Raw genomic sequence first — 19,633 nt, 5'->3', positions numbered from 1 at the left:
ACTCGCTGACCGTGACCGCCGAGCCCGGACGCGACGTCGTCCTCACCCTGTCCAGCCCCGACCGCCCCGGGATCGTGCACGCCGTCTCCGGCGTGGCGCTCGAGCAGGGGCTGACGATCACCGACAGCCAGCAGTTCGCCGACCCCTCCAGCGGCGAGTTCCACCTGCGGATGGAGCTGCGGCGCGACGGGGGCGGCGCGCAGGGGCGGCCGGCCACGGGGCCGGCCGGGATCGCCGACCTGCGCGCCGCGTTCGCCCCGGTCGGGGAGCGCTTCGGCGCGCAGTGGGACGTGCACGACCGGGCCGAGCCGCACCGGGTGCTCGTCATGGTCAGCCGGATGGGCCACTGCCTCAACGACCTGCTCTTCCGGGCCCGCAACGGCCAGATCCCGATCACGGTCCCGGCGATCGTGTCCAACCACGAGGACTTCGCCGACCTGGCCGCCTGGCACGGCATCCCGTTCCACCACGTCCCCGTCACCAGGGACACCAAGCCGCAGGCCGAGGAGCGGCTGCGCGAGCTGCTGGCCGAGCACGACGTCGACACGATCGCGCTGGCGCGCTACATGCAGGTGCTCTCCCCGCAGCTGTGCGCCGACATGTCGGGCCGGATCATCAACATCCACCACTCGCTGCTGCCCAGCTTCAAGGGGGCCAGGCCCTACACGCAGGCGCACGACCGCGGCGTCAAGGTCATCGGGGCGACCGCGCACTACGTCACGGCCGACCTGGACGAGGGCCCGATCATCGAGCAGGACTTCCGCCGCGTCGACCACCGGCTGACCCCCGAGCAGCTGGCGCAGGCCGGCCAGGAGGTCGAGGCCGCCGCGTTCTCGCGGGCGGTGCGCTGGCACGCCGAGCACCGGGTCGTGCTGCGCGGCGGTCGCACGGTCGTCTTCAACTGACCTCCCCCTGGCGTCCCGGGCCGGGCGCTGCCAGGATCGGGGTATGACGTCGCTGGACTACGCCCGCATGTTCCGTCTCGACGGCCGCCACGCGGTGGTGGTCGGCTGCGGCGGCATCGGGGCCGAGATCGCCGCCGGGCTGGCCGCCCAGGGGGCCCGCGTGAGCTGTCTCGACAAGGACGAGGCGGTCGCCGTGGCCGTGCGGGACCGGCTGTCCCGCAACGAGAGCGACGGGGAGGCGGGCACCGGCGACGGTGACGGGACCGGCGGTGCCGGGCACGCGGCATACCCCGTCGACGTGCGGGCCGAGGGCGCCCTGGCCCGGGTCGCCGAGGAGCTGGGCGACGTCGACGTGCTCGTGCTCACGGCGGCCATGAACGTGCGCAAGCGGCTGCTCGACTACACCGGCGAGGAGTTCGACCGGGTCGTCGGTCTCAACCTGCGCGCCACCTTCGACGCCGCGCGGGCGTTCGCGCCGCGGATGGTGGAGCGGGGCACCGGGTCGGTCGTGGTGCTGACCTCCATCCGGGCGGTGACCGTCGAGCCGGGGCAGGGCGTCTATGCCGCGACCAAGGCCGGGGCCATGCAGCTGGTGCGGACCCTGGCGGCCGAGCTCGGTCCGGACGGGGTGCGGGTCAACGCGGTCGCGCCCGGGGTCGTCGAGACGCCGCTGACCCAGCAGATCCGCGACGACGCCGAGTGGGGGCGGGCCTACGCCGAGAAGTCGGCCCTGGGCCGGTGGGCGCGGCCCGAGGAGATCGTCGGGGCGGTCTGCTGGCTGGCCTCGGACGCGGCCAGCTTCGTCACCGGCAGCCAGGTCATGGTCGACGGCGGGTGGACGGCCATCGACGGGCGGTTCACGCCCCCGACCTGAGCCTCCTGAGGGCACTCTCAGCCGGTTCTTGACGCGGACCCGGACGTTTCCGCAGGTCGCGCAGGCCCCACCTGTCAGGAACCGGATGAGAGTGCGGGCCGACCCCCCTCCGGGGCCATCACTCCCGGAGCAGCTGCTCGCCCTTCTCCCGCAGCTCGACCTTGCGGATCTTGCCGGTGACCGTCATCGGGAACTCCTCGGCGACCTGCACGTAGCGCGGGATCTTGTAGTGCGCCAGCCGGCCCGAGCAGAACTCCCGCACGGCCTCGGCGTCCAGCCGCGGCGCCCCGGCCCGCAGCCGCAGCCAGGCCATGAGCTCCTCGCCGTACTTCTCGTCCGGCACCCCCACGACCTGGGCGTCGACCACGTCCGGGTGCGACATGAGGAACTCCTCGATCTCCCGGGGGTAGATGTTCTCCCCGCCGCGGATGACCATGTCCTTGATCCGGCCGGTGATCTCCACGAAGCCCTGCTCGTCCATGACGCCGATGTCGCCGGTGGCCATCCAGCCGTCCCGCACGACCTCGGCGGTCTTCTCCGGCTCCTCCCAGTAGCCGAGCATCACCGAGTAGCCCTTCGTGCAGAACTCGCCGGGCTCGCCGCGCGGCACGACCTCGCGGGTCACCGGGTCCACGATCTGGATCTCCAGGTGCGGACCGACGCGGCCGACGGTGCCGACCTTCTTCTCGAACGGGTCCCGGGGCGAGGTCTGCGTCGACACCGGGGAGGTCTCGGTCATCCCGTAGGCGATCGTCATGTCCCGCACGCCGGCGTCGATGAGCCGCTGCATCACCGACGCGGGGCACAGCGACCCCGCCATGATCCCGGTGCGCACCGTGGCCAGGTCCTGGACGGAGAACCCCTGATCGGCGTCGATCAGCTCGAACATCGCGATGAACATCGTCGGCACCCCGTAGAGCGAGGTGCACGCCTCCTCGCGCACGGCCGTCAGCGTGGCCGCCGGGTCGAACCCCGGCCCCGGGATGACCATGCAGGCGCCGTGGGTGACGCACGCCAGGTTGCCCATGACCATGCCGAAGCAGTGGTAGAAGGGCACCGGGATGCAGACGACGTCCTCCTCGGTGTAGCCGCAGCCCACGCCCACGAAGTAGCCGTTGTTGAGGATGTTGCGGTGCGAGAGGGTCGCGCCCTTGGGGAAGCCCGTGGTCCCGGAGGTGTACTGGATGTTGATCGGGTCGGTCGGGGAGAGCCGCCCCTGCAGCTCGGTCAGCCGCGCCCTGCTCACCTGGTGGGCCCCGCCCCGGAACTCCTCCCACGCGTGGCTGCCGATCACCAGCACCTGCGCCAGCGTCGGGCAGTCGCGGCGGACCTCCTCGACCATCGCCGGGTAGTCGCTGGAGCGGAACCTCTCGGCGACCACGATCGTGCTGATCCCCGCCTGGTCGAGCACGTAGGCCAGCTCGTGGGTGCGGTAGGAGGGGTTGATGTTGACGAGGACCGCGCCCATCTTGGCGGTGGCCAGCTGCACGAGGGTCCACTCGGCGCAGTTCGGCGCCCAGATCCCCACCCGGTCCCCGGTCCGCACCCCCGAGGCGATGAACGCCCGGGCCAGCAGGTCCACGTCCTGCACGAGCTCGGACCAGGTCCAGCGCCGCCCGCTGGCGGACTCCACGAGCGCCTCCCGGTCCGGGTGGGCCCGGGCGGTGTCGTCCAGCGCCTGCCCGATGGTGGTCTCCAGCAGAGGTATGTCGTCGCGCCCCCGGGCGTGGGACAGGTCGGGCGAGGGGGCGGGGACTGCGCTGTCGTCCATGGGGCCATCCTGCCCCCGCCGGGGGCACCCGCTCCACCCGGGGCCGTGGCCTCCTGCCTGCGGCGTGGAGGAGGTCGGCACGGCATACTCGACGCATGACCGACACCGCTGCCACCGCCGGCCCGGACGACGCGACCGCCCAGGAGCTGCCCGCCCTGGTCGAGGCCCACGTCAGCGTGCCCGACACGGACACGGCGCAGCGCATCGCCAGCGACCTCGTCGCCCGCCAGCTGGCGGCCTGCGTCCAGGTGCTCGGGCCGATGACCTCGGTCTACACGTGGGAGGGCGAGGTGCACCGCAGCGAGGAGTGGCTGCTGCTGGCCAAGACGACCGCCGTGTCCTTCCCGGCGCTGGCGCGGGCGGTCCGCGCGCTGCACGGCTACGAGGTGCCCGAGGTCGTCGCCGTGCCGATCACCCAGGCGCTGGGGGAGTACGCCGCCTGGGTGCGCCAGCACGCCGACGGCATCGACGACGCGGAGCTGTCCGGCCGGGCGGACGCGCCCGGCTGAGGGGCGGGTGAGCGGGCCGGTCAGCCGGTGCTCGTCGTGCCCTCGTAGAGGCCGACCTGGTTGCCGTCGGGGTCCTCGAAGATCGCCCACCAGCTGGTCTCGCTGATCGGGCTGCGGTCCATGACGACCCGGCCGCCCCGCTCCTGCACGGTCCGCAGGGTGTCCTCGATGGAGTCGACCTCGACGTAGGAGCGCGGCTGGCTGAAGTCCTCGCTGCGCGGGGCCAGCCCGCCGCCGCTGATCTCGTTGGGGGCCTGCCACATCGGGTAGCCATCGAAGCCGGGGACCTCGGCGATCTGCCACCCGAACAGGGCGCGGTAGAAGTCGGTCGCCCGTCCGGTGTCCGAGACCGGGATGTCGATGTGCGTGATGTCTCCGTGTGCCATGGGACCTCTCCTGCGGTGAGACGGGTGTGACGTGGGTGCGACCGGGGGGCCGGCCGCCGGGGGTCAGTCCAGGCAGAACTCGTTGCCCTCGGGGTCGGCCATGACGATGAACCCGTGGGTCATGGGCGGGTCCGGCTCGAACCGCTGCAGCCGGCGCGCGCCGAGGGCGACCAGACGCTCGCACTCGGCCTCGAGCGTGGCCATCCGCTCCTGACCCTCCTGCCCGGGAGCGGCGCGCACGTCCAGGTGGAGGCGGTTCTTGGCGACCTTGTCCTCGGGCACCTGCTGGAAGTACAGGTGCGGCCCCGACCCGTCGGGGTCCTCGAGGGCCGAGGCGCTGTTGCGCTGGTCCTCGGGCACCCCCGCCTGCTCCAGGAAGTCGTCCCAGGCGGCCAACGGGTCGGCGCCCGCGGGCAGGTCGACGCCCGGGGGCGGGGGATGGACGTAGCCCAGCACGTCCCGCCAGAACACGGACAGCGTCCTGGGGTCGTGGGCGCCGAAGGTCACCTGGATCTGCCGGCTCACTGGTCCTCCTCGACGGCGGGGTCACCTCCCTCCACTGTGCCGCAGGAGGGGCGGCCGGGGGAAGAGCCTGGTGCGACCCGACCGGAACGGCAGAAGGCCCCGCCGGTGGTCGGCGGGGCCTTCTGCGCTGGAGCGGGCGACGAGAATCGAACTCGCGTATTCAGCTTGGGAAGCTGATGTTCTACCATTGAACTACGCCCGCACCGGCTCGACCCGAGGTCTCCCGGGTCGGGTAGAGAGCATACCCCACCTGCGCACTCGCCCGGAAACCCGGCCGTCCCGGGCCTCCCGGACGCCCACTACAGTGGCTGCGTGCTGCTCTCCGACCGCGACATCCGCGCCCAGATCGACGCCGGCAGGGTCGTGCTCGACCCCTGGGACCCGGCGATGGTCCAGCCCTCCAGCGTGGACGTGCGGCTGGACCGGTTCTTCCGGCTGTTCGACAACCACAAGTACCCGGTCATCGACCCCGCCCAGGACCAGCCCGACCTGACCCGTCTCGTGGAGGTGGAGCCGGAGGAGTCGTTCGTGCTCCACCCGGGGGAGTTCGTGCTGGGCTCCACCTACGAGCAGGTGAGCCTGCCCGACGACGTCGCGGCCCGGGTCGAGGGCAAGAGCTCCCTCGGCCGGCTGGGGCTGCTCACGCACGCGACCGCCGGCTTCGTCGACCCCGGGTTCACCGGGCACGTGACGCTCGAGCTGTCCAACGTGGCGACCCTGCCGATCGTGCTGCACCCGGGCATGAAGATCGGGCAGCTGTGCTTCTTCCAGCTCAGCTCCCCGGCGGAGCACCCGTACGGCTCGGACGTGCGGGGCAGCCACTACCAGGGGCAGCGCGGTCCGACCGCCAGCCGGTCCTGGTCGGGCTTCCACCGCACCCGCATCGTCAGCTGACGCGCGCCCCGACCGGGCCGCTCAGCGCTCCGGCGTCCCGTCGGTGTCGGCCGTCGGGGAGGAGTCCGAGGGACGCTCGACCGCCGACTCCGGGCCGTCGGTCGCCTCGACCGCCTCGTCCTGCGTCGGCGCCACCCCTTCCTGGAGGGCGTCGTCCTCGGCCTGGGCCTGCTCGGCCACCGGGGCCCCGTCCCCGGGCGCCTGCGTGTCGGCGGGCGCGTCGGCCGCGGGCTCCTCGGCGACGGGCTCCTCCGTGCCGGGCTCCTCCGCGCGGCGCACGGCGGCCAGCAGCATCTGGGCCACGTCGACGACCTCGACCTCCTCGCGGGCGCCCTCGGACTGCTTCTGGGTCAGGCCGTCGGAGAGCATGACGCGGCAGAACGGACAGCCGATGGCGATCCGGTCGGCACCGGTGGCCAGCGCCTCCTCGGTGCGGTTGAGGTTGATCCGGGTGCCGAGCTTCTCCTCCATCCACATGCGTGCGCCACCGGCGCCGCAGCAGAACGACTTCTCCCCGTGGCGGGGCATCTCCCGCATCTCCACGCCGGGCAGGGCGCCCAGGAGCTCGCGGGGCGGGGCGTAGACCTGGTTGTGCCGGCCCAGGTAGCACGGGTCGTGGTAGGTCACCGACGAGGCCGTGGAGGCCACGCCGGCGGTGTCGGCCTGGTCCGGCCGGGAGACCGGGGTCAGGCGCTTCTCCCGGACGAGGCGGTTGAGCAGCTGCGTGTGGTGGACGACCTCGAACTGGCCGCCGACCTGGGGGTACTCGTTCTTGATGGTGTTGAAGCAGTGGGCGCAGGTCACCACGATCTTCGTGGCGTTGACCTCCTTGAGGACCTCGACGTTCTGCATCGCCAGCATCTGGAAGAGGAACTCGTTGCCGGCCCGCCGGGCGGGGTCGCCGGTGCAGGTCTCGCCGTCGCCGAGGACCGCGAAGGACACCCCCGCGGTGTGCAGCAGCTCGGCCACGGCGCGGGTCGTCTTCTTGGCGCGGTCCTCGAAGGCGCCGGCGCACCCGACCCAGAAGAGGTAGTCGACGGCGGAGAGGTCCTCGACGTCGGCCCCGGCCATCGGGACCTCGAACGGCAGGTCCTTGGCCCAGTCCATCCGCAGCCGGGCGTTCATCCCCCACGGGTTGCCCTTGTTCTCCAGGTTCTTGAACAGCCCGCCGAGCTCGTTGGGGAAGGCGGACTCGATGAGGTTCTGGTAGCGGCGCATGTCGACGATCGAGTCGACGTGCTCGATGTCGACGGGGCACTGCTCGACGCAGGCGCCGCAGGTGGTGCAGGACCAGAGCACCTCGGGGTCGATGACGCCGCCGCCGTCGGGGACGGTCGGGTCGCCGACGGTCTCGCCCACGAGCGGGCGGGCGGCCTCCGCCACGGCGGTGGTGGGGATGCCGTGCAGCTGCTCGGGACGCTCCCCGTCGCCGAGGGCCTCGAAGGCCTTCATCGCCGCGTCCCGGTGCTCGCTGTCGGCGAGCAGCCACGGGGCCTTGGCGTGGTGGTGGTTGCGCAGGTTGACCACGAGCATCTTGGGCGAGAGCGGCTTGTCGGTGTGCCAGGCCGGGCACTGCTCCTGGCAGCGGCCGCACTCGGTGCAGGTGGAGAAGTCGAGCAGGCCCTTCCAGGTGAAGTCCTCGACCTTGCCGACGCCGAGGGCGGCGTCCTCGTCCAGCTCCTCGATGTCCTCGAAGTCCACCGGCCGGCCGTTGACGGCGATCGGCTGCAGCTCGCCGAGGCTGGTCCGGCCGTCCGCGTGCCGCTTGAACCAGATGTTGACGAAGGCCAGGAAGCGGTGCCAGGCCACGCCCATCGTCGGGGTGACGGCGACGGTGATCATCCACCCCATCGAGATGAGGATCTTCAGCAGGGCGACCGCGACGATCGTGCTCTCCAGGGCCTGGACCGACATGCCCTCGAAGAACCGGCCCAGCCAGCCGGTCGTCGGGAAGTGGACGAGGTCGGCCCAGCTGGCACCGGTGGCCCGGCCGAGGGCATACTCCAGCCCGCGCAGCGCGACGATGCACAGGCCCACCCCGAGGATGACGAACTCCACGACGTAGGCCTGCCAGAAGGTGGACCCCCAGAACCGGCTGCGCCGCTCCAGGGAGCGCGGGTGCTGGCGCTGCCGGACGACGATGAGCGCGACGATGCCCAGGATCGTGAACCACCCGAACAGCTCGGCCAGCCAGATGTAGGGCGGCCAGTGCCCGATGAGGGGGAGCGCGAAGGAGGGGTCGAACAGCTGGCCGTAGGCGGTGGCCAGGGTCGTGGTCAGCAGGAGAAACCCGAGCATGACGCCCCAGTGCGCCACGGCGACGAGCGGTTTGCGGGCCATCCGGGTGTGCCCGAGGAACTCGCGCAGGAGCGTCAGCGTCCTCGTCCCCGGCTCGTCGGTGCGCTCCTCGGGCCGGCCGAGCCGGAACTTGGCCACGAAGCCGACGATCGTCCGCGCGAAGAGGGCGACGGCGGCCAGCGTGACCAGGCCTGCGACGACGATGGCGAAGACCTGCAGCGTGCTGACGTCCATGGGTGCAGGGTAGCCGTCGGGGCGGACGGACCGACGGGGGCTCGGCGCGCCGAGGGCCCGGCGGCCCCCGGCCGGGGGACCGTGCCACGATGGAATAACTCCGGATTGCGTGATGTATAACTGCTGGAAGATTTCGCCATCCCCTCGACGAAAGGTCCCCTCGTGCCCGTCTTCGACGACGTCACCCAGGTCATCGGCCACACCCCCCTGGTGCGCCTCAACCGGCTCACCGACGGCATCGCCGACGGTGCCCGGGTGCTGGCCAAGCTCGAGTCGCAGAACCCGGCCGCCTCGGTCAAGGACCGCATCGGTGCCTCCATCATCGACGCGGCCGTCGAGTCCGGCGAGCTGCAGCCCGGCGGCACGATCGTGGAGGGCACCTCCGGCAACACCGGCATCGCCCTGGCGATGGTCGGCGCGGCCCGGGGCTACAAGGTGTGCCTGGCCATGCCGGACACCATGTCCCTGGAGCGGCGGGCGCTCCTGCGCGCCTACGGCGCCGAGCTCATCCTCACCCCGGGGGCCGAGGGGATGAAGGGTGCCGTGGCCAGGGCCGAGGAGATCGCCGCCGAGCGCGGCGCCGTCCGGGCCCGCCAGTTCGCCAACCCCGCCAACGTCAAGGTGCACTACGAGACCACCGGCCCGGAGGTCTGGGACGACACCGACGGCGAGGTCGACGTCTTCGTCGCCGGCGTCGGCACGGGGGGCACGATCACCGGCGCCGGGCGCTACCTGCGGGAGCAGAAGCCCGACGTGCGGCTGGTCGTCGTCGAGCCGGCCGCCAGCCCGGTCCTGTCCGGCGGCCAGCCCGGTCCCCACAAGATCCAGGGGCTGGGGGCCAACTTCGTGCCCGAGATCCTCGACACCGAGCTCTACGACGAGGTCGTCGACGTCGAGCTGGACGACGCCCTCACCACCGCCCGGGCGCTGGCCACCCAGGAGGGCATCCTGGCCGGCATCTCCTCCGGGGCCAACGTGTGGGCCGCCCTGGAGGTGGCCCGCCGTCCGGAGAGCGCCGGGAAGACGATCGTGGTGATCATCCCCTCCTTCGGCGAGCGCTACCTGTCCACCGTCCTCTTCGAGGGGTTGCGCGACTGATGCCGATCCGTTCCACCCTGGGTGCGCTGGCCCGCGCGGCCGGCGACCTCGTCACGCACGTCCGCGAGGACCTGGACTCCGCGGTCGCCCGCGACCCGGCCACCGACTCGCGGCTGGAGATGGCCCTGGCCTCCCCGGGGCTGCACGCCGTCTGGACCCACCGGGTCTCGCACGCGCTGTGGACCTCGGGCTCGAGGCTGCCGGCGCGCCTGCTGTCGCAGGCGGCCCGGGCGGCCACCGGGGTGGAGATCCATCCCGCGCCCGGATCGGGCGACGCTTCTTCATCGACCACGGCATGGGCGTGGTCGTGGGGGAGACCGCCGAGGTGGGGGACGACGTCATGCTCTACCACGGCGTCACCCTCGGCGGCCGGTCCATGGAGGCGGTCAAGCGGCACCCGACCCTGGGTGACGGCGTCACCATCGGCGCCGGGGCCAAGGTGCTCGGCGACATCGTCCTGGGGCACGGGGCACAGGTGGGGGCCAACGCGGTCGTCACCAAGGACGTCCCGTCGATGGCGGTGGCCACCGGGATCCCGGCCAAGATCCGTCGCACCGACGGCACGGTCGACCCGCAGCACGCGCTCTACGACGAGCCGGCCCTCTGGATCTGAGGGCCCCCGCCTCTGGCGACCGCCCTCGCACGACGGAACGGCCCGCCCCGGAAGATCCGGGGCGGGCCGTCCGCGTGTCGTGGGGCGCCGGTCAGGGCAGCTTGTCGCCGCCGGGGCCGAACTGGGTGGAGTCCACGTCGACGCCGGAGTTCGGGTCGTAGGACCCGGTGGCGTTGGCGTAGGACCCGTCGGTGGCGGTGCTCTCGTGCCCGCCCATCTTGGACCGGGCCTCGCCGGCCTTCGACTTGGCCTGCTCGGAGACCTTCTGGGCGACCTCGGGGGCCTTCTCCTTGACCTCCTCGACCTTGGTCTGCACGCGCGGGTCGGTCCACAGCTTGTTGGCCTGGTCGGCGATCTGGTCGTAGCGCTCGCGCCCGGCGCGGGCCCCCAGCACGTAGCCGACTCCGGCACCGACGAGCAGCAGCAGCTTGTTCATGATGACTCCCTTCCGTGGGTCAACGTCTTTCCCCCCGACCCTACAAGCCCCCGGCGACGATGGCACACCGAAGCGGCCGCACCGCATACCCGCCCCGCGGCGGACCGCGGCGCTCCCGGCGGAGGGTGTGGGATTCGAACCCACGGAGGTCTCCCTCGGGCGCTTTCAAGGCGCCTGCACTCGGCCACTATGCGAACCCTCCAGCACCGCCGGCGGACCGGCGGCGGACGACCAGTGTCCCACGAGCCCAGGGCTCGCTGTGGACGATGCGAGCAATCGTCCCCGGTGCTGCTACCGTTGTCGGTGGTTGACGTTGCATTTCTCTGGCTGTGAAGGACACCGGCCCACGACCGCTCCGGCGGGCGCAGGACGGCTGAGCGCACGACCCCGGGTCACCGGGTCGCTAGGGGGTTCATCGCTCACCGTCCCCTGCCGACCTGGTGGGGGGCCGCACCTGGCAGTACTGCAGAAAGAGACATCCCATGGCACAGGGAACCGTGAAGTGGTTCAACTCGGAAAAGGGCTTCGGCTTCATCGCACAGGATGGCGGTGGCCCCGACGTGTTCGTCCACTACTCGGCCATTGAGAGCACCGGGTACAAGTCCCTCGAGGAGGCGCAGCGCGTCGAGTTCGAGGTCACCCAGAGCCCCAAGGGCCCCCAGGCGGACGCCGTCCGCCCGATCTGAGCCCCGGCTCACCGAGCTTCTCGAAGGCCCTCGCCACCACTGGTGGCGGGGGCCTTCGCCTGTGCCCGGGCAGGCAGGGTGAGCGCGAGGCCGGCGTCCTCAGTCGCAGACGGCCCCGATCTCCTCCAGCTCGTCGCTGGGGGGCTCGCTGGTCGTGGCCTCCTCGTCCGCCGGCGCGCCAGCACCGTCCTCGTCCGGACCCTCCGTGGCCGTGTCCCCGTCCGTGGCGGTCGCCCCGTCGGCGGGTGCGGGGGTGGCCGGCGCCGCGGTCTCGGGCTCGGGCGTGGGGTGCAGCGCCTCCCAGACGCGGTAGCGGATGTCGGAGTAGTTGGGGTCGGCGGTGTCGGTGTTCTGGGCGGTGAACGGCAGGCTCTTGATGGTGGCGTCCTGCACCAGCAGCGTCAGCTCGGCCCAGGCGCCCAGGTCCCCCTGCGGGATGTCGGTGACGACGTTGTCCCCGACGGCGGTGATGATGGCCGGGTAGCGCTGCAGCAGCGTCATCGGGTTGGCCTGGTCGATGACAGCGGCCACCATGCACCGCTGCCGCCGCATGCGGTCGAAGTCGTCGGACATCACCCGCGAGCGGGAGTAGCCCAGGGCCTGGAAGCCGGTCAGCGTCTGGGTGCCGGGCTCCAGCCACTCCAGCTGGGGGGAGTTCGGGTCCAGCTGCAGCTTGCCGTTGGCGTCGGTGTAGGTCCGGCCGTTGATCGGGATCTCCTCCTTCACCGTGACCGTCACCCCACCCATCGCGTCGATGAGGTCCTCGAAACCCTGCAGGTTGACGATCACCGTGTGGTGGATCGGCACGCCCAGCACCGTCTCCAGCGTGCGCCGGGTCGCGGTCAGACCCACGTTCGGGTCGCCGGCGTAGAGCTCGGGGTTCTCCTCCGCGTGCGCCTCGGCCTCCATCCAGACGGCGTTCATCAGGCACTGGTCGCCGCAGTCGTAGCCCTCCGGGTAGACCTCGTGCAGCGGGTGGTCCCGCGGGAAGGGCACCTGCTGCAGGTTGCGGGGGATGGAGAAGAGCACCGAGTCCCCGGTGGTGGTGTCGATGCTGACCACGATCATCGTGTCGGTGCGGGTGCCCTCCCGGGCCTCGGCCGCGTCCGAGCCCAGCAGCAGCATGTTCACCCGGGGCAGGTCGGCCCACGGGTCCGCGCCCGGCCGCACCGAGGAGGTGGCGCCGGTGCCGTCGGCCGTCCCGTCGTCCCCGCCGCCGACGGTGCCGTCGGTGAAGACCTTGTCCATGGCGGCCAGGTGGCTGTCGATGTAGCGCACCCCCATGACCGCCGGTGCGCTGACGACCAGGCACAGCAGCCCGGTGAACGCGGCCAGGGTCACCCGCTGGCCGGTGGTGGACCGACGGGGCTGGGTCATCAGCGCGGTGAGCGAGATCGCCCCGATCCACACGACCGTGCCGGCGACCAGGATGCCGATGATCGTCCGCAGACGGCCTCCGTCGGCGGCCGTCTGCAGGGCGGTGCTCGTCAGCCCCTCCCGGGAGACCCACCAGACGAGGGCGACGACGGCCAGGAGCGCCAGGCCCACGAGCAGCAGGCCGAGCCACCGGCGCCGGGTCGGCAGCAGGCCGGCGCCGGGCACCACGGCGCTGAGGGCCGTCAGGCCCAGGGCCCGCCGCAGCGACTCCGGGGTGCGCCGACGCCGACGGTCCGCACGGGTGGCGTGCGCAACGTGCCGACCACCGCCGGGGCCGTCGGCACGGGCGGCGTCGCGCGACTCGTTCATCGGGCCGGGGCAACCTTTCATCTCAACACGTGAGCAACCATCATGTCCTACCAGCCGTCGCTGGTGAACCGCTGGGAGGGCACGGCGTGGTTTGGGGGGCGGACCAGGGGTGCAGTAGGCTGATCCGCGATCTGGAGGCGTCGCCTAGTCTGGTCTATGGCGCCCGCCTGCTAAGCGGGTTTGGGGTTTAGAGCCCCATCGAGGGTTCAAATCCCTCCGCCTCCGCCGATCGACTGCCACCGCGCAGACGCAGAAGCCCCCGGACCCTCGTCCGGGGGCTTCTGCATACCGAGGGGTATGACGCGCCCGCTCAGTCCGGCACGTCCGTGCCCTCGCCGTCGTCCGTGGGGTCGGCGTCGGCGTCCGCGCCCGAGGCGGCGTCTCCGGTCTCCTCCGGGTCCCCGGGACCGTCGGCCGGCTCGCCGTCCTCGGTCTTCTCCTCACCCTCCTCGTGCTGGCCCTCGCCCTCGACGGCGTCGGCCGCGTCCTCGGCCGCCCTGGCCTCCGCGGAGCCCGACGCGCGGACGCTCTGCTCGATCTCGTCGACCGTCTCGACCCGCTCCTCCTTGCCCGGGGGGAGGGGCTCCTCGGCGAGCAGCGGCTCCTCCTCGTAGGTCCGGGCTCGGTGCCCGGGACGATGCCCATCAGGCGTCCGCCCCGGCCAGACGCTCCTCGAGCGTGGCCAGCTCGTCCTCCATGGCCGAGGGCAGGTCGTCGCCGAACTTGGCGAACCACTCCTTGATGAGCGGCAGCTCCTGCCGCCACTCCTCGGCGTCGAACTTCAGCGCGGCCGCGACGTCCTCGGTCGAGGTCGCCAGCCCGTCGGTGTCGATGTCCTCGGGGTGGGGCAGGTAGCCGATCGGGCTCTCCTGGGCCTCGACGTCGCCCTCGATCCGCTCGAACATCCACTTCAGGACGCGGGAGTTCTCGCCGAAGCCCGGCCAGAGGAAGCCGCCGTCCTCGTCGCGGCGGAACCAGTTGACCATGAAGATCTTCGGCAGCTTGTCGGCGTCGGCCTGCTTGCCGATCTCGAGCCAGTGGTCGACGTAGTCGCCGGCGTTGTAGCCGATGAACGGCAGCATCGCCATCGGGTCGCGCCGCACGACGCCGACCGCACCGGTTGCCGCGGCGGTGGTCTCCGAGGACAGGGTGGCGCCGACGAAGGTGCCGTGCTGCCAGTCGCGGGACTGGGACACGAGCGGGACCGTCGTCTTGCGGCGGCCGCCGAACATGATCGCCGAGATCGGCACGCCGTTGGGCTCGTCGTACTCCGCCGCGATGGTCGGGCACTGGGTGATCGGGGTGCAGAACCGGCTGTTCGGGTGCGAGGAGACCTTGCCCATGTCCGGGGTCCACCGCTCGCCGTGCCAGTCGATGAGCTCGGCCGGCGGCTCCTCGGTCATGCCCTCCCACCAGACGCCCCCGTCGGGGGTGCGCGCGACGTTGGTGAAGATCGAGTTGCCCTTCTCGATCGTCGCCATCGCCACCGGGTTGGTGTCCGCGCCGGTGCCGGGGGCCACGCCGAAGAGGCCGAACTCGGGGTTGACGGCGTACAGGCGCCCGTCGGGGCCGAAGCGCATCCAGGAGATGTCGTCGCCGACGAGTTCGGCCTTCCAACCGGGCATCGTCGCCTGGATCATCGCCAGGTTGGTCTTGCCGCACTGCGACGGGAAGGCGCCGGCGATGTAGTGGGTCCTGCCCTCGGGGTTGGTCAGCTTGAGGATGAGCATGTGCTCGGCCATCCAGCCCTCGTCGCGGGCCATGACCGAGGCGATGCGCAGGGCGTAGCACTTCTTGCCGAGCAGGGCGTTGCCGCCGTAGCCGGAGCCGTAGGACCAGATCGCCAGCTCCTCGGGGAAGTGGACGATGTACTTGGTCTCGTTGCACGGCCAGGGCACGTCCTGCTGACCCTCGGCCAGCGGTGCGCCGACGGAGTGCAGGCCCTTGACGAACGGGGCGCCGGTCTCCTCCATCTTCGCCAGGATCTGCGCCCCGATGCGGGCCATGATGCGCATGGAGGCGACCACGTAGGCGGAGTCGGTGATCTCCACGCCGTACTTGGGGTCCTCGGCCTCGAGGTGGCCCATGACGAACGGGATGACGTACATCGTGCGGCCCTCCATCGATCCCTCGAAGAGCGGCCACAGGAGGTCCTTCATCTCCTGGGGGTCCATCCAGTTGTTCGTGTGGCCCGCGTCCTTCTCCTCCACCGAGCAGATGTAGGTGCGGTCCTCGACCCGCGCCACGTCGTCCGGGTCGGAGAGCGCGTGGTAGCTGTTGGGCAACGTCTCGTCGGCCAGCTTGGTGAAGGTCCCGGCCTCGACCAGCTCGGCGTTGATGCGCTCGATCTCCTCGTCGGACCCGTCGATCCACACGACCTCCTTGGGCCGGGTGTGGGCGGCCACCTCCTTCACCCACGCGTCGAGCTCGGCGTGGCTGGTGCCTCCGACGGTCTGCGTCTGCTGCATGAATGAGTCCCTTCCCTGGCCTCGGCGCCATTGGTCCCTGCAAGGCGTCATCACCTTGACCTTTACCGTATCGTGACCCGCCGGTCCCGCAGCCCGGGGTCGCCCGTCGGCGACGCGAGATCGGTCACACCGGGACTACGCTGCGCTGGTGCCCGCCGAGATCGTCTACGTCGTCCTGGGCCTGGGCCTGCTGATGGTCAGCCTGCTGCCCACGATCGCCGAGGGGCGGGCGTTCTCGGCGCCGATGGTGGTGCTCTCCTTCGGCGTCGTCGTCGGCCTGGTCGTCCCCGGGGAGGACCCGGTCAGCCCGATCCTGGACGCGCGGGCCACCGCCCACATCGCCGAGGCCACGGTGATCATCGCGCTCATGGGGGTCGGGCTGGCCCTGGAGCGCCCGCTGAGCTGGCGGACGTGGATGCCGACGTGGCGGATGATCGGCCTGGCGATGCCCCTGGGGATCGCCGGCGTCGCGTTGCTGGGGTGGTGGGCCATGGGCCTGACGGTGCCGGCGGCGGTCCTGCTCGGCGCGGTGCTCGCCCCCACCGACCCGGTGCTGGCCAGCGACGTCCAGGTGGAGGGGCCACGGGGCCTGGGCCAGGACCGCACCGAGGAGCAGCGGGCGGACGGCCGGGCCGAGGAGGACGAGGTCCGGTTCACGCTCACCTCCGAGGCCGGCCTCAACGACGCCTTCGCCTTCCCCTTCGTCTACCTCGGGCTGTTCCTCATGGGCCGCGGCGCCTGGCAGGAGTGGGGTATGGAGTGGCTCCTGTGGACCCTCGTCGGCAAGATCGTCGTCGGGTGCCTGGTGGGGTGGCTGTCCGGGCGTCTCCTCGGGGCGCTGCTCTTCCGCGGCCGTCTGCGTGGGCGGCGGGTCGCCGAGGTCGGCACCCCGATCTTCGCGCTCGCCGCGACCTTCGCCGTCTACGGGCTGACCGAGGTCGTCCACGGCTACGGCTTCCTGGCCGTCTTCGTCGCGGCGCTGGCGCTGCGCGGCGCCGAGCGCGACCACGGCGTGCACACGGCCCTGCACGGATTCGTCGAGCAGACCGAGACCATCCTGACCCTCGTCCTGCTGCTCATGGTCGGCGCCGCAATGTCGGCGGGCCTGCTGGCCGGGCTGACCTGGGGCGGGGCGGCCGTCGGCGTGCTGCTGGTCCTCGTCGTCCGGCCGCTGGTGGGCTGGCTCTCGCTGCTCGGCTCCCGGGGGGCCGACCGGGCCGAGCGGGCCGCGATCTCCTGGTTCGGCGTCCGCGGGATCGGTTCGATCTACTACCTGGCCTACGCCCTCAGCAGCGAGTACGTCGCCGAGGGCCTGGAGCTGTGGTCCGTCGTCGCGTTCACCATCACGCTGTCGGTCGTCCTCCACGGGCTGACCGCCACGCCCGTCATGCGCCGCCTCGACCGGCGGCCCCGCCGTGGCCCCGGCGGCGATTTCGCCGCCTCCGCACCCGTGGGCTAAGGTAGGTCGTCGCAAGCGCCCGTAGCTCAACGGATAGAGCATCTGACTACGGATCAGAAGGTTAGGGGTTCGAATCCCTTCGGGCGCGCGCTGTGTTGAGACAGTAGGTCGAGGGCCCCACCGGATGCGGTGGGGCCCTCGGCATGTCCGGCCACCTCAGCCCACGGGCGTGAGGGGCTCCTGGCCGCCGAGCACGGCGACGACGTTGCGCGCGGCCAGCAGCGCCATCTGCGTGCGCGTCTCCACGGTGGCCGAGCCCAGGTGGGGCAGCAGGACGACGTTCTCCAGCTCCAGCAGCCCGGGGTGGACCCGCGGCTCGTGCTCGTAGACGTCGAGCCCGGCCCCTGCGATCGTCCCTCCGCGCAGCGCCGCCACCAGGGCCTCCTCGTCGACGACCGGACCGCGGGCGGTGTTGACCAGGTATGACGTGGGGCCCAGCCGGGCCAGCTCGTCCGCCCCGACGAGGTGGTGGGTCTCCCGGCTGTAGGGCAGATGGAGCGAGACCACGTCGGCGGTCTCCAGCATCTCGGGCAGCTCGACCCGTCGCGTCGACAGCTCCTCGACGACCTCCGCCGGCGCGTCCCGGCGCCCGGTGTAGAGGACCTGCATCCCGAAGGCCCGGGCCCGTCGTGCCGTGGCCCGGCCGATCCCGCCCAGGCCGACGATCCCCAGGGTGCGTCCCTGCAGCCCCCGGCCGAGCATGAACCCCATCCCCCACTGCCAGGGCCGCCCCGAGCGCACGAGCCGCTCCGCCTCGCCCAGACGCCGGGTCGTCATGAGGACCAGGGCCATCGCAAGGTCTGCGGTCGCCTCCTCGAGCACCCCCGGGGTGTTGGTCACCACGACGCCGCGCCCGGCGCAGGCCGCCACGTCCACGTTGTCGTAGCCCACCGCCACGTTCGCCACCACCCGCAGCCCGGTCCCGGCCGCGTCCAGCAGCTCGGGGTCGACCTTCTCGGTGACCAGCGTGACGAGGGCGTCGGCACCGGCGACCAGCCCGAGGAGCTGCTCGCGGGGCACCCGCTCCTCGCGCTCCCACGCCCGCACCTCGTGCCCCGCCCCCCGGAGCGCCGCGAACGCCTCCTCCGGCAGCCTGCCCGTCACCACGACCGTCGCCATCGCCCCAGGGTATGCGGCGCGTCCCGTGTGGCGTACGTCATACCCAGGGTGCAGACTGGCCCGCACCTCCCGTCACCGACGACGGCCACCGCACCACCCCGGGAAGGACGGCACCATGGCGACGACCACGGACGAGGGTCAGCAGCGGGACTACGTGCTCGGCAAGGCGATCCACCTGGCCTCGGTCGCCGCCCTCGGCGGCTTCCTCTTCGGCTTCGACACCGCCGTCATCAACGGCGCGGTCAACGCGATGCGCGAGGACTTCCAGATGGGGTCGGCGCTGACCGGGTTCGTCGTCAGCTCCGCCCTGCTGGGCTGCGTGCTCGGCGCCTACCTGGCCGGCCGCCTGGCCGAGCGGATCGGCCGGATCCGGGTCATGGTGCTCGCCTCCGCGCTGTTCACCGCCTCGGCGATCGGGTCCGGCCTGGCGTTCGGGGCCTGGGACATGATCCTGTGGCGGGTCCTCGGCGGCGTCGGGGTCGGTGCCGCGTCGGTCATCGCGCCGGCCTACATCGCCGAGATCTCGCCGGCCTCGATCCGCGGGCGGCTGGGGTCCCTGCAGCAGCTGGCCATCGTCACCGGCATCTTCGTGGCGCTGCTGTCGGACTACTTCATCGCCACCGTGGCCGGCGGCTCCGCGGAGCCGCTGTGGGGCGCGACCGCCTGGCGCTGGATGTTCCTCACCGAGGTCGTCCCCGCGATCTCCTACGGCGTGCTCGCCCTGACGATCCCCGAGTCGCCCCGCTACCTCGTCGCCCGCGGCCGGGTCGAGGAGGCCAAGGAGGTCCTGGGCCGGGTCATGCTCAAGGGCATCTCCGAGCGGATCGCCGAGATCAAGCGGACGGTGCGGCAGGAGGCGAGGGCCTCGCTGTCGGACCTGACCAGCGACGCGGGCAAGGTGCTGCCGATCGTCTGGATCGGGATCGCGCTGTCGGTCTTCCAGCAGTTCGTCGGCATCAACGTGATCTTCTACTACTCCTCGACGCTGTGGCAGGCCGTCGGCTTCACCGAGGAGGACGCCCTGACGCAGACGGTCATCACCTCGGTGACCAACATCGTCGTCACGCTCATCGCCATCTCGCTCATCGACAAGATCGGCCGGCGCAGGCTCCTGCTCATCGGCTCGGCCGGCATGTTCGTCTCGTTGGGCGTGATGGCCTGGATCTTCGCCACCGCCACCAAGGTGGCCAACGACGCCGGGGAGATGGAGCCGGTGCTGGGCGACACCCAGGGCCTGGTCGCCCTGATCGCTGCCAACGCCTTCGTCGTCTTCTTCGGCATGTCCTGGGGCCCGGGGGTGTGGGTGCTGCTCGGCGAGATGTTCAACAACCGCATCCGCGCGACCGCGCTCGGCATCGCCGCCGCCGCGCAGTGGCTGGCCAACTTCGCCATCTCCACGAGCTTCCCGGTCATGGCCGACCTGGGGCTGGGCTTCGCCTACGGCTTCTACACCCTGTGCGCGATCCTGTCGTTCTTCTTCGTGCTCAAGTGGGTGCCGGAGACCAAGGGCCGTGAGCTGGAGGACATGGACTGACCGACCGGGGCCGGTGCCGTTCGGGTGGCGGGGCGGCGGGCGGCGAGGACAAGGTTGTGCACCGAGGACGACGTCGAC

16 protein-coding genes, 4 tRNA genes and 1 pseudogene are annotated in these 19,633 nt (G+C 71.8%); 11 read left to right on the top strand and 10 right to left on the bottom strand.

Annotated elements, in window-relative coordinates; genetic code table 11:
* The first annotated feature begins 5 nt into the window (after window positions 1–5).
* Window positions 6–905, top strand: coding sequence for a formyltetrahydrofolate deformylase (gene purU / locus BJF81_RS01005; RefSeq protein ID WP_075956776.1), 900 nt, complete (start codon window positions 6–8; stop codon window positions 903–905).
* Between the two features lie 43 nt (window positions 906–948).
* Window positions 949–1,779, top strand: coding sequence for an SDR family NAD(P)-dependent oxidoreductase (locus BJF81_RS01000; protein WP_187345479.1), 831 nt, complete (start codon window positions 949–951; stop codon window positions 1,777–1,779).
* A gap of 118 nt (window positions 1,780–1,897) precedes the next feature.
* Here the strand turns inward: BJF81_RS01000 and BJF81_RS00995 are convergent, their stop codons facing one another.
* Window positions 1,898–3,550 carry an AMP-binding protein gene (locus BJF81_RS00995; RefSeq protein WP_075956775.1) on the bottom strand — a complete coding sequence of 551 codons (1,653 nt, stop codon included), beginning with the start codon at window positions 3,548–3,550 and terminating at the stop codon, window positions 1,898–1,900.
* 95 nt (window positions 3,551–3,645) lie between these two features.
* Between BJF81_RS00995 and cutA the strand changes: the two genes are divergently transcribed.
* The gene (cutA, locus tag BJF81_RS00990) at window positions 3,646–4,059 is read left to right on the top strand and encodes a divalent-cation tolerance protein CutA (RefSeq protein ID WP_075956774.1); all 414 of its coding nucleotides are present in this window, start codon (window positions 3,646–3,648) and stop codon (window positions 4,057–4,059) included.
* A gap of 20 nt (window positions 4,060–4,079) precedes the next feature.
* Here cutA and BJF81_RS00985 read toward each other — a convergent pair whose 3' ends face one another.
* From BJF81_RS00985 to BJF81_RS00975, 3 genes are all read right to left on the bottom strand, one after another.
* Window positions 4,080–4,445 (bottom strand): VOC family protein, encoded by a 366-nt coding sequence (locus BJF81_RS00985; RefSeq protein WP_075956773.1) that lies wholly within the window; start codon window positions 4,443–4,445, stop codon window positions 4,080–4,082.
* A 63-nt stretch (window positions 4,446–4,508) separates the two neighbouring features.
* Window positions 4,509–4,970 carry a VOC family protein gene (locus BJF81_RS00980; protein ID WP_075956772.1) on the bottom strand — a complete coding sequence of 154 codons (462 nt, stop codon included), beginning with the start codon at window positions 4,968–4,970 and terminating at the stop codon, window positions 4,509–4,511.
* A 128-nt stretch (window positions 4,971–5,098) separates the two neighbouring features.
* Window positions 5,099–5,172, bottom strand: a tRNA-Gly gene (locus BJF81_RS00975).
* Between the two features lie 110 nt (window positions 5,173–5,282).
* On the opposite strand from BJF81_RS00975, the gene dcd reads away from it, so the two are divergent.
* Window positions 5,283–5,864: a dCTP deaminase gene (dcd, locus tag BJF81_RS00970; protein WP_075956771.1), complete on the top strand. Its 582-nt coding sequence runs from the start codon at window positions 5,283–5,285 to the stop codon at window positions 5,862–5,864.
* 21 nt (window positions 5,865–5,885) lie between these two features.
* Here the strand turns inward: dcd and BJF81_RS00965 are convergent, their stop codons facing one another.
* A complete protein-coding gene (locus BJF81_RS00965; protein WP_083663889.1) occupies window positions 5,886–8,396 on the bottom strand; it encodes a heterodisulfide reductase-related iron-sulfur binding cluster in 2,511 nt (836 codons plus the stop codon).
* 162 nt (window positions 8,397–8,558) lie between these two features.
* Here BJF81_RS00965 and cysK point away from each other — a divergent pair, with 162 nt between their 5' ends.
* Window positions 8,559–9,494, top strand: coding sequence for a cysteine synthase A (cysK, locus tag BJF81_RS00960; RefSeq protein ID WP_075956770.1), 936 nt, complete (start codon window positions 8,559–8,561; stop codon window positions 9,492–9,494).
* Window positions 9,494–10,107, top strand: a pseudogene (gene epsC, locus BJF81_RS00955) (serine O-acetyltransferase EpsC). The gene cysK and the pseudogene epsC overlap by 1 nt, the downstream one beginning before the upstream one ends.
* A gap of 91 nt (window positions 10,108–10,198) precedes the next feature.
* Here epsC and BJF81_RS00950 read toward each other — a convergent pair.
* Window positions 10,199–10,543, bottom strand: a complete 345-nt coding sequence (locus BJF81_RS00950) for a YtxH domain-containing protein (RefSeq protein ID WP_075956769.1) — start codon at window positions 10,541–10,543, stop codon at window positions 10,199–10,201.
* A gap of 119 nt (window positions 10,544–10,662) precedes the next feature.
* Window positions 10,663–10,745: transfer RNA gene (locus BJF81_RS00945), tRNA-Ser, on the bottom strand.
* Between the two features lie 280 nt (window positions 10,746–11,025).
* Between BJF81_RS00945 and BJF81_RS00940 the strand changes: the two genes are divergently transcribed.
* On the top strand, window positions 11,026–11,229 hold the full coding sequence (locus tag BJF81_RS00940) for a cold-shock protein (protein WP_075956768.1): 204 nt from the start codon (window positions 11,026–11,028) through the stop codon (window positions 11,227–11,229).
* A 99-nt stretch (window positions 11,230–11,328) separates the two neighbouring features.
* On the opposite strand, the gene BJF81_RS00935 is transcribed toward BJF81_RS00940, so the two are convergent.
* Window positions 11,329–12,975: an LCP family protein gene (locus tag BJF81_RS00935; RefSeq protein ID WP_075956767.1), complete on the bottom strand. Its 1,647-nt coding sequence runs from the start codon at window positions 12,973–12,975 to the stop codon at window positions 11,329–11,331.
* 133 nt (window positions 12,976–13,108) lie between these two features.
* Here BJF81_RS00935 and BJF81_RS00930 point away from each other — a divergent pair.
* A tRNA-Ser gene (locus BJF81_RS00930) sits at window positions 13,109–13,200 on the top strand.
* A 419-nt stretch (window positions 13,201–13,619) separates the two neighbouring features.
* Here the strand turns inward: BJF81_RS00930 and BJF81_RS00925 are convergent.
* Window positions 13,620–15,443: a phosphoenolpyruvate carboxykinase (GTP) gene (locus tag BJF81_RS00925; RefSeq protein WP_075956766.1), complete on the bottom strand. Its 1,824-nt coding sequence runs from the start codon at window positions 15,441–15,443 to the stop codon at window positions 13,620–13,622.
* Between the two features lie 148 nt (window positions 15,444–15,591).
* Here BJF81_RS00925 and BJF81_RS00920 point away from each other — a divergent pair, with 148 nt between their 5' ends.
* Window positions 15,592–16,902, top strand: coding sequence for a cation:proton antiporter (locus BJF81_RS00920; protein WP_202817390.1), 1,311 nt, complete (start codon window positions 15,592–15,594; stop codon window positions 16,900–16,902).
* 15 nt (window positions 16,903–16,917) lie between these two features.
* Window positions 16,918–16,990, top strand: a tRNA-Arg gene (locus tag BJF81_RS00915).
* A gap of 68 nt (window positions 16,991–17,058) precedes the next feature.
* Here BJF81_RS00915 and BJF81_RS00910 read toward each other — a convergent pair.
* Window positions 17,059–18,021 carry a 2-hydroxyacid dehydrogenase gene (locus tag BJF81_RS00910; protein ID WP_075956765.1) on the bottom strand — a complete coding sequence of 321 codons (963 nt, stop codon included), beginning with the start codon at window positions 18,019–18,021 and terminating at the stop codon, window positions 17,059–17,061.
* 115 nt (window positions 18,022–18,136) lie between these two features.
* Here BJF81_RS00910 and BJF81_RS00905 point away from each other — a divergent pair, with 115 nt between their 5' ends.
* Complete coding sequence (locus BJF81_RS00905) at window positions 18,137–19,555, top strand: sugar porter family MFS transporter (RefSeq protein ID WP_075956764.1); 1,419 nt, start codon at window positions 18,137–18,139, stop codon at window positions 19,553–19,555.
* Window positions 19,556–19,633 lie beyond the last annotated feature (78 nt).

Origin of the sequence: Ornithinimicrobium sp. CNJ-824 (assembly GCF_001942405.1) — a bacterium.
Taxonomy (GTDB): domain Bacteria; phylum Actinomycetota; class Actinomycetes; order Actinomycetales; family Dermatophilaceae; genus Ornithinicoccus; species Ornithinicoccus kibberensis.
Note: the sequence above shows the minus strand (reverse complement) of the source record. Positions and strands in the feature narration are given on the sequence as shown.

Coding starts and splice junctions, on each gene's coding strand:
- BJF81_RS01000 (WP_187345479.1), top strand. CDS start 949: ATGACGTCGCTGGACTACGCCCGCATGTTCCGTCTCGACGGCCGCCAC.
- BJF81_RS00995 (WP_075956775.1), bottom strand. CDS start 3,550: ATGGACGACAGCGCAGTCCCCGCCCCCTCGCCCGACCTGTCCCACGCC.
- cutA (WP_075956774.1), top strand. CDS start 3,646: ATGACCGACACCGCTGCCACCGCCGGCCCGGACGACGCGACCGCCCAG.
- BJF81_RS00985 (WP_075956773.1), bottom strand. CDS start 4,445: ATGGCACACGGAGACATCACGCACATCGACATCCCGGTCTCGGACACC.
- BJF81_RS00965 (WP_083663889.1), bottom strand. CDS start 8,396: ATGGACGTCAGCACGCTGCAGGTCTTCGCCATCGTCGTCGCAGGCCTG.
- BJF81_RS00950 (WP_075956769.1), bottom strand. CDS start 10,543: ATGAACAAGCTGCTGCTGCTCGTCGGTGCCGGAGTCGGCTACGTGCTG.
- BJF81_RS00940 (WP_075956768.1), top strand. CDS start 11,026: ATGGCACAGGGAACCGTGAAGTGGTTCAACTCGGAAAAGGGCTTCGGC.
- BJF81_RS00935 (WP_075956767.1), bottom strand. CDS start 12,975: ATGAACGAGTCGCGCGACGCCGCCCGTGCCGACGGCCCCGGCGGTGGT.
- BJF81_RS00925 (WP_075956766.1), bottom strand. CDS start 15,443: ATGCAGCAGACGCAGACCGTCGGAGGCACCAGCCACGCCGAGCTCGAC.
- BJF81_RS00910 (WP_075956765.1), bottom strand. CDS start 18,021: ATGGCGACGGTCGTGGTGACGGGCAGGCTGCCGGAGGAGGCGTTCGCG.
- BJF81_RS00905 (WP_075956764.1), top strand. CDS start 18,137: ATGGCGACGACCACGGACGAGGGTCAGCAGCGGGACTACGTGCTCGGC.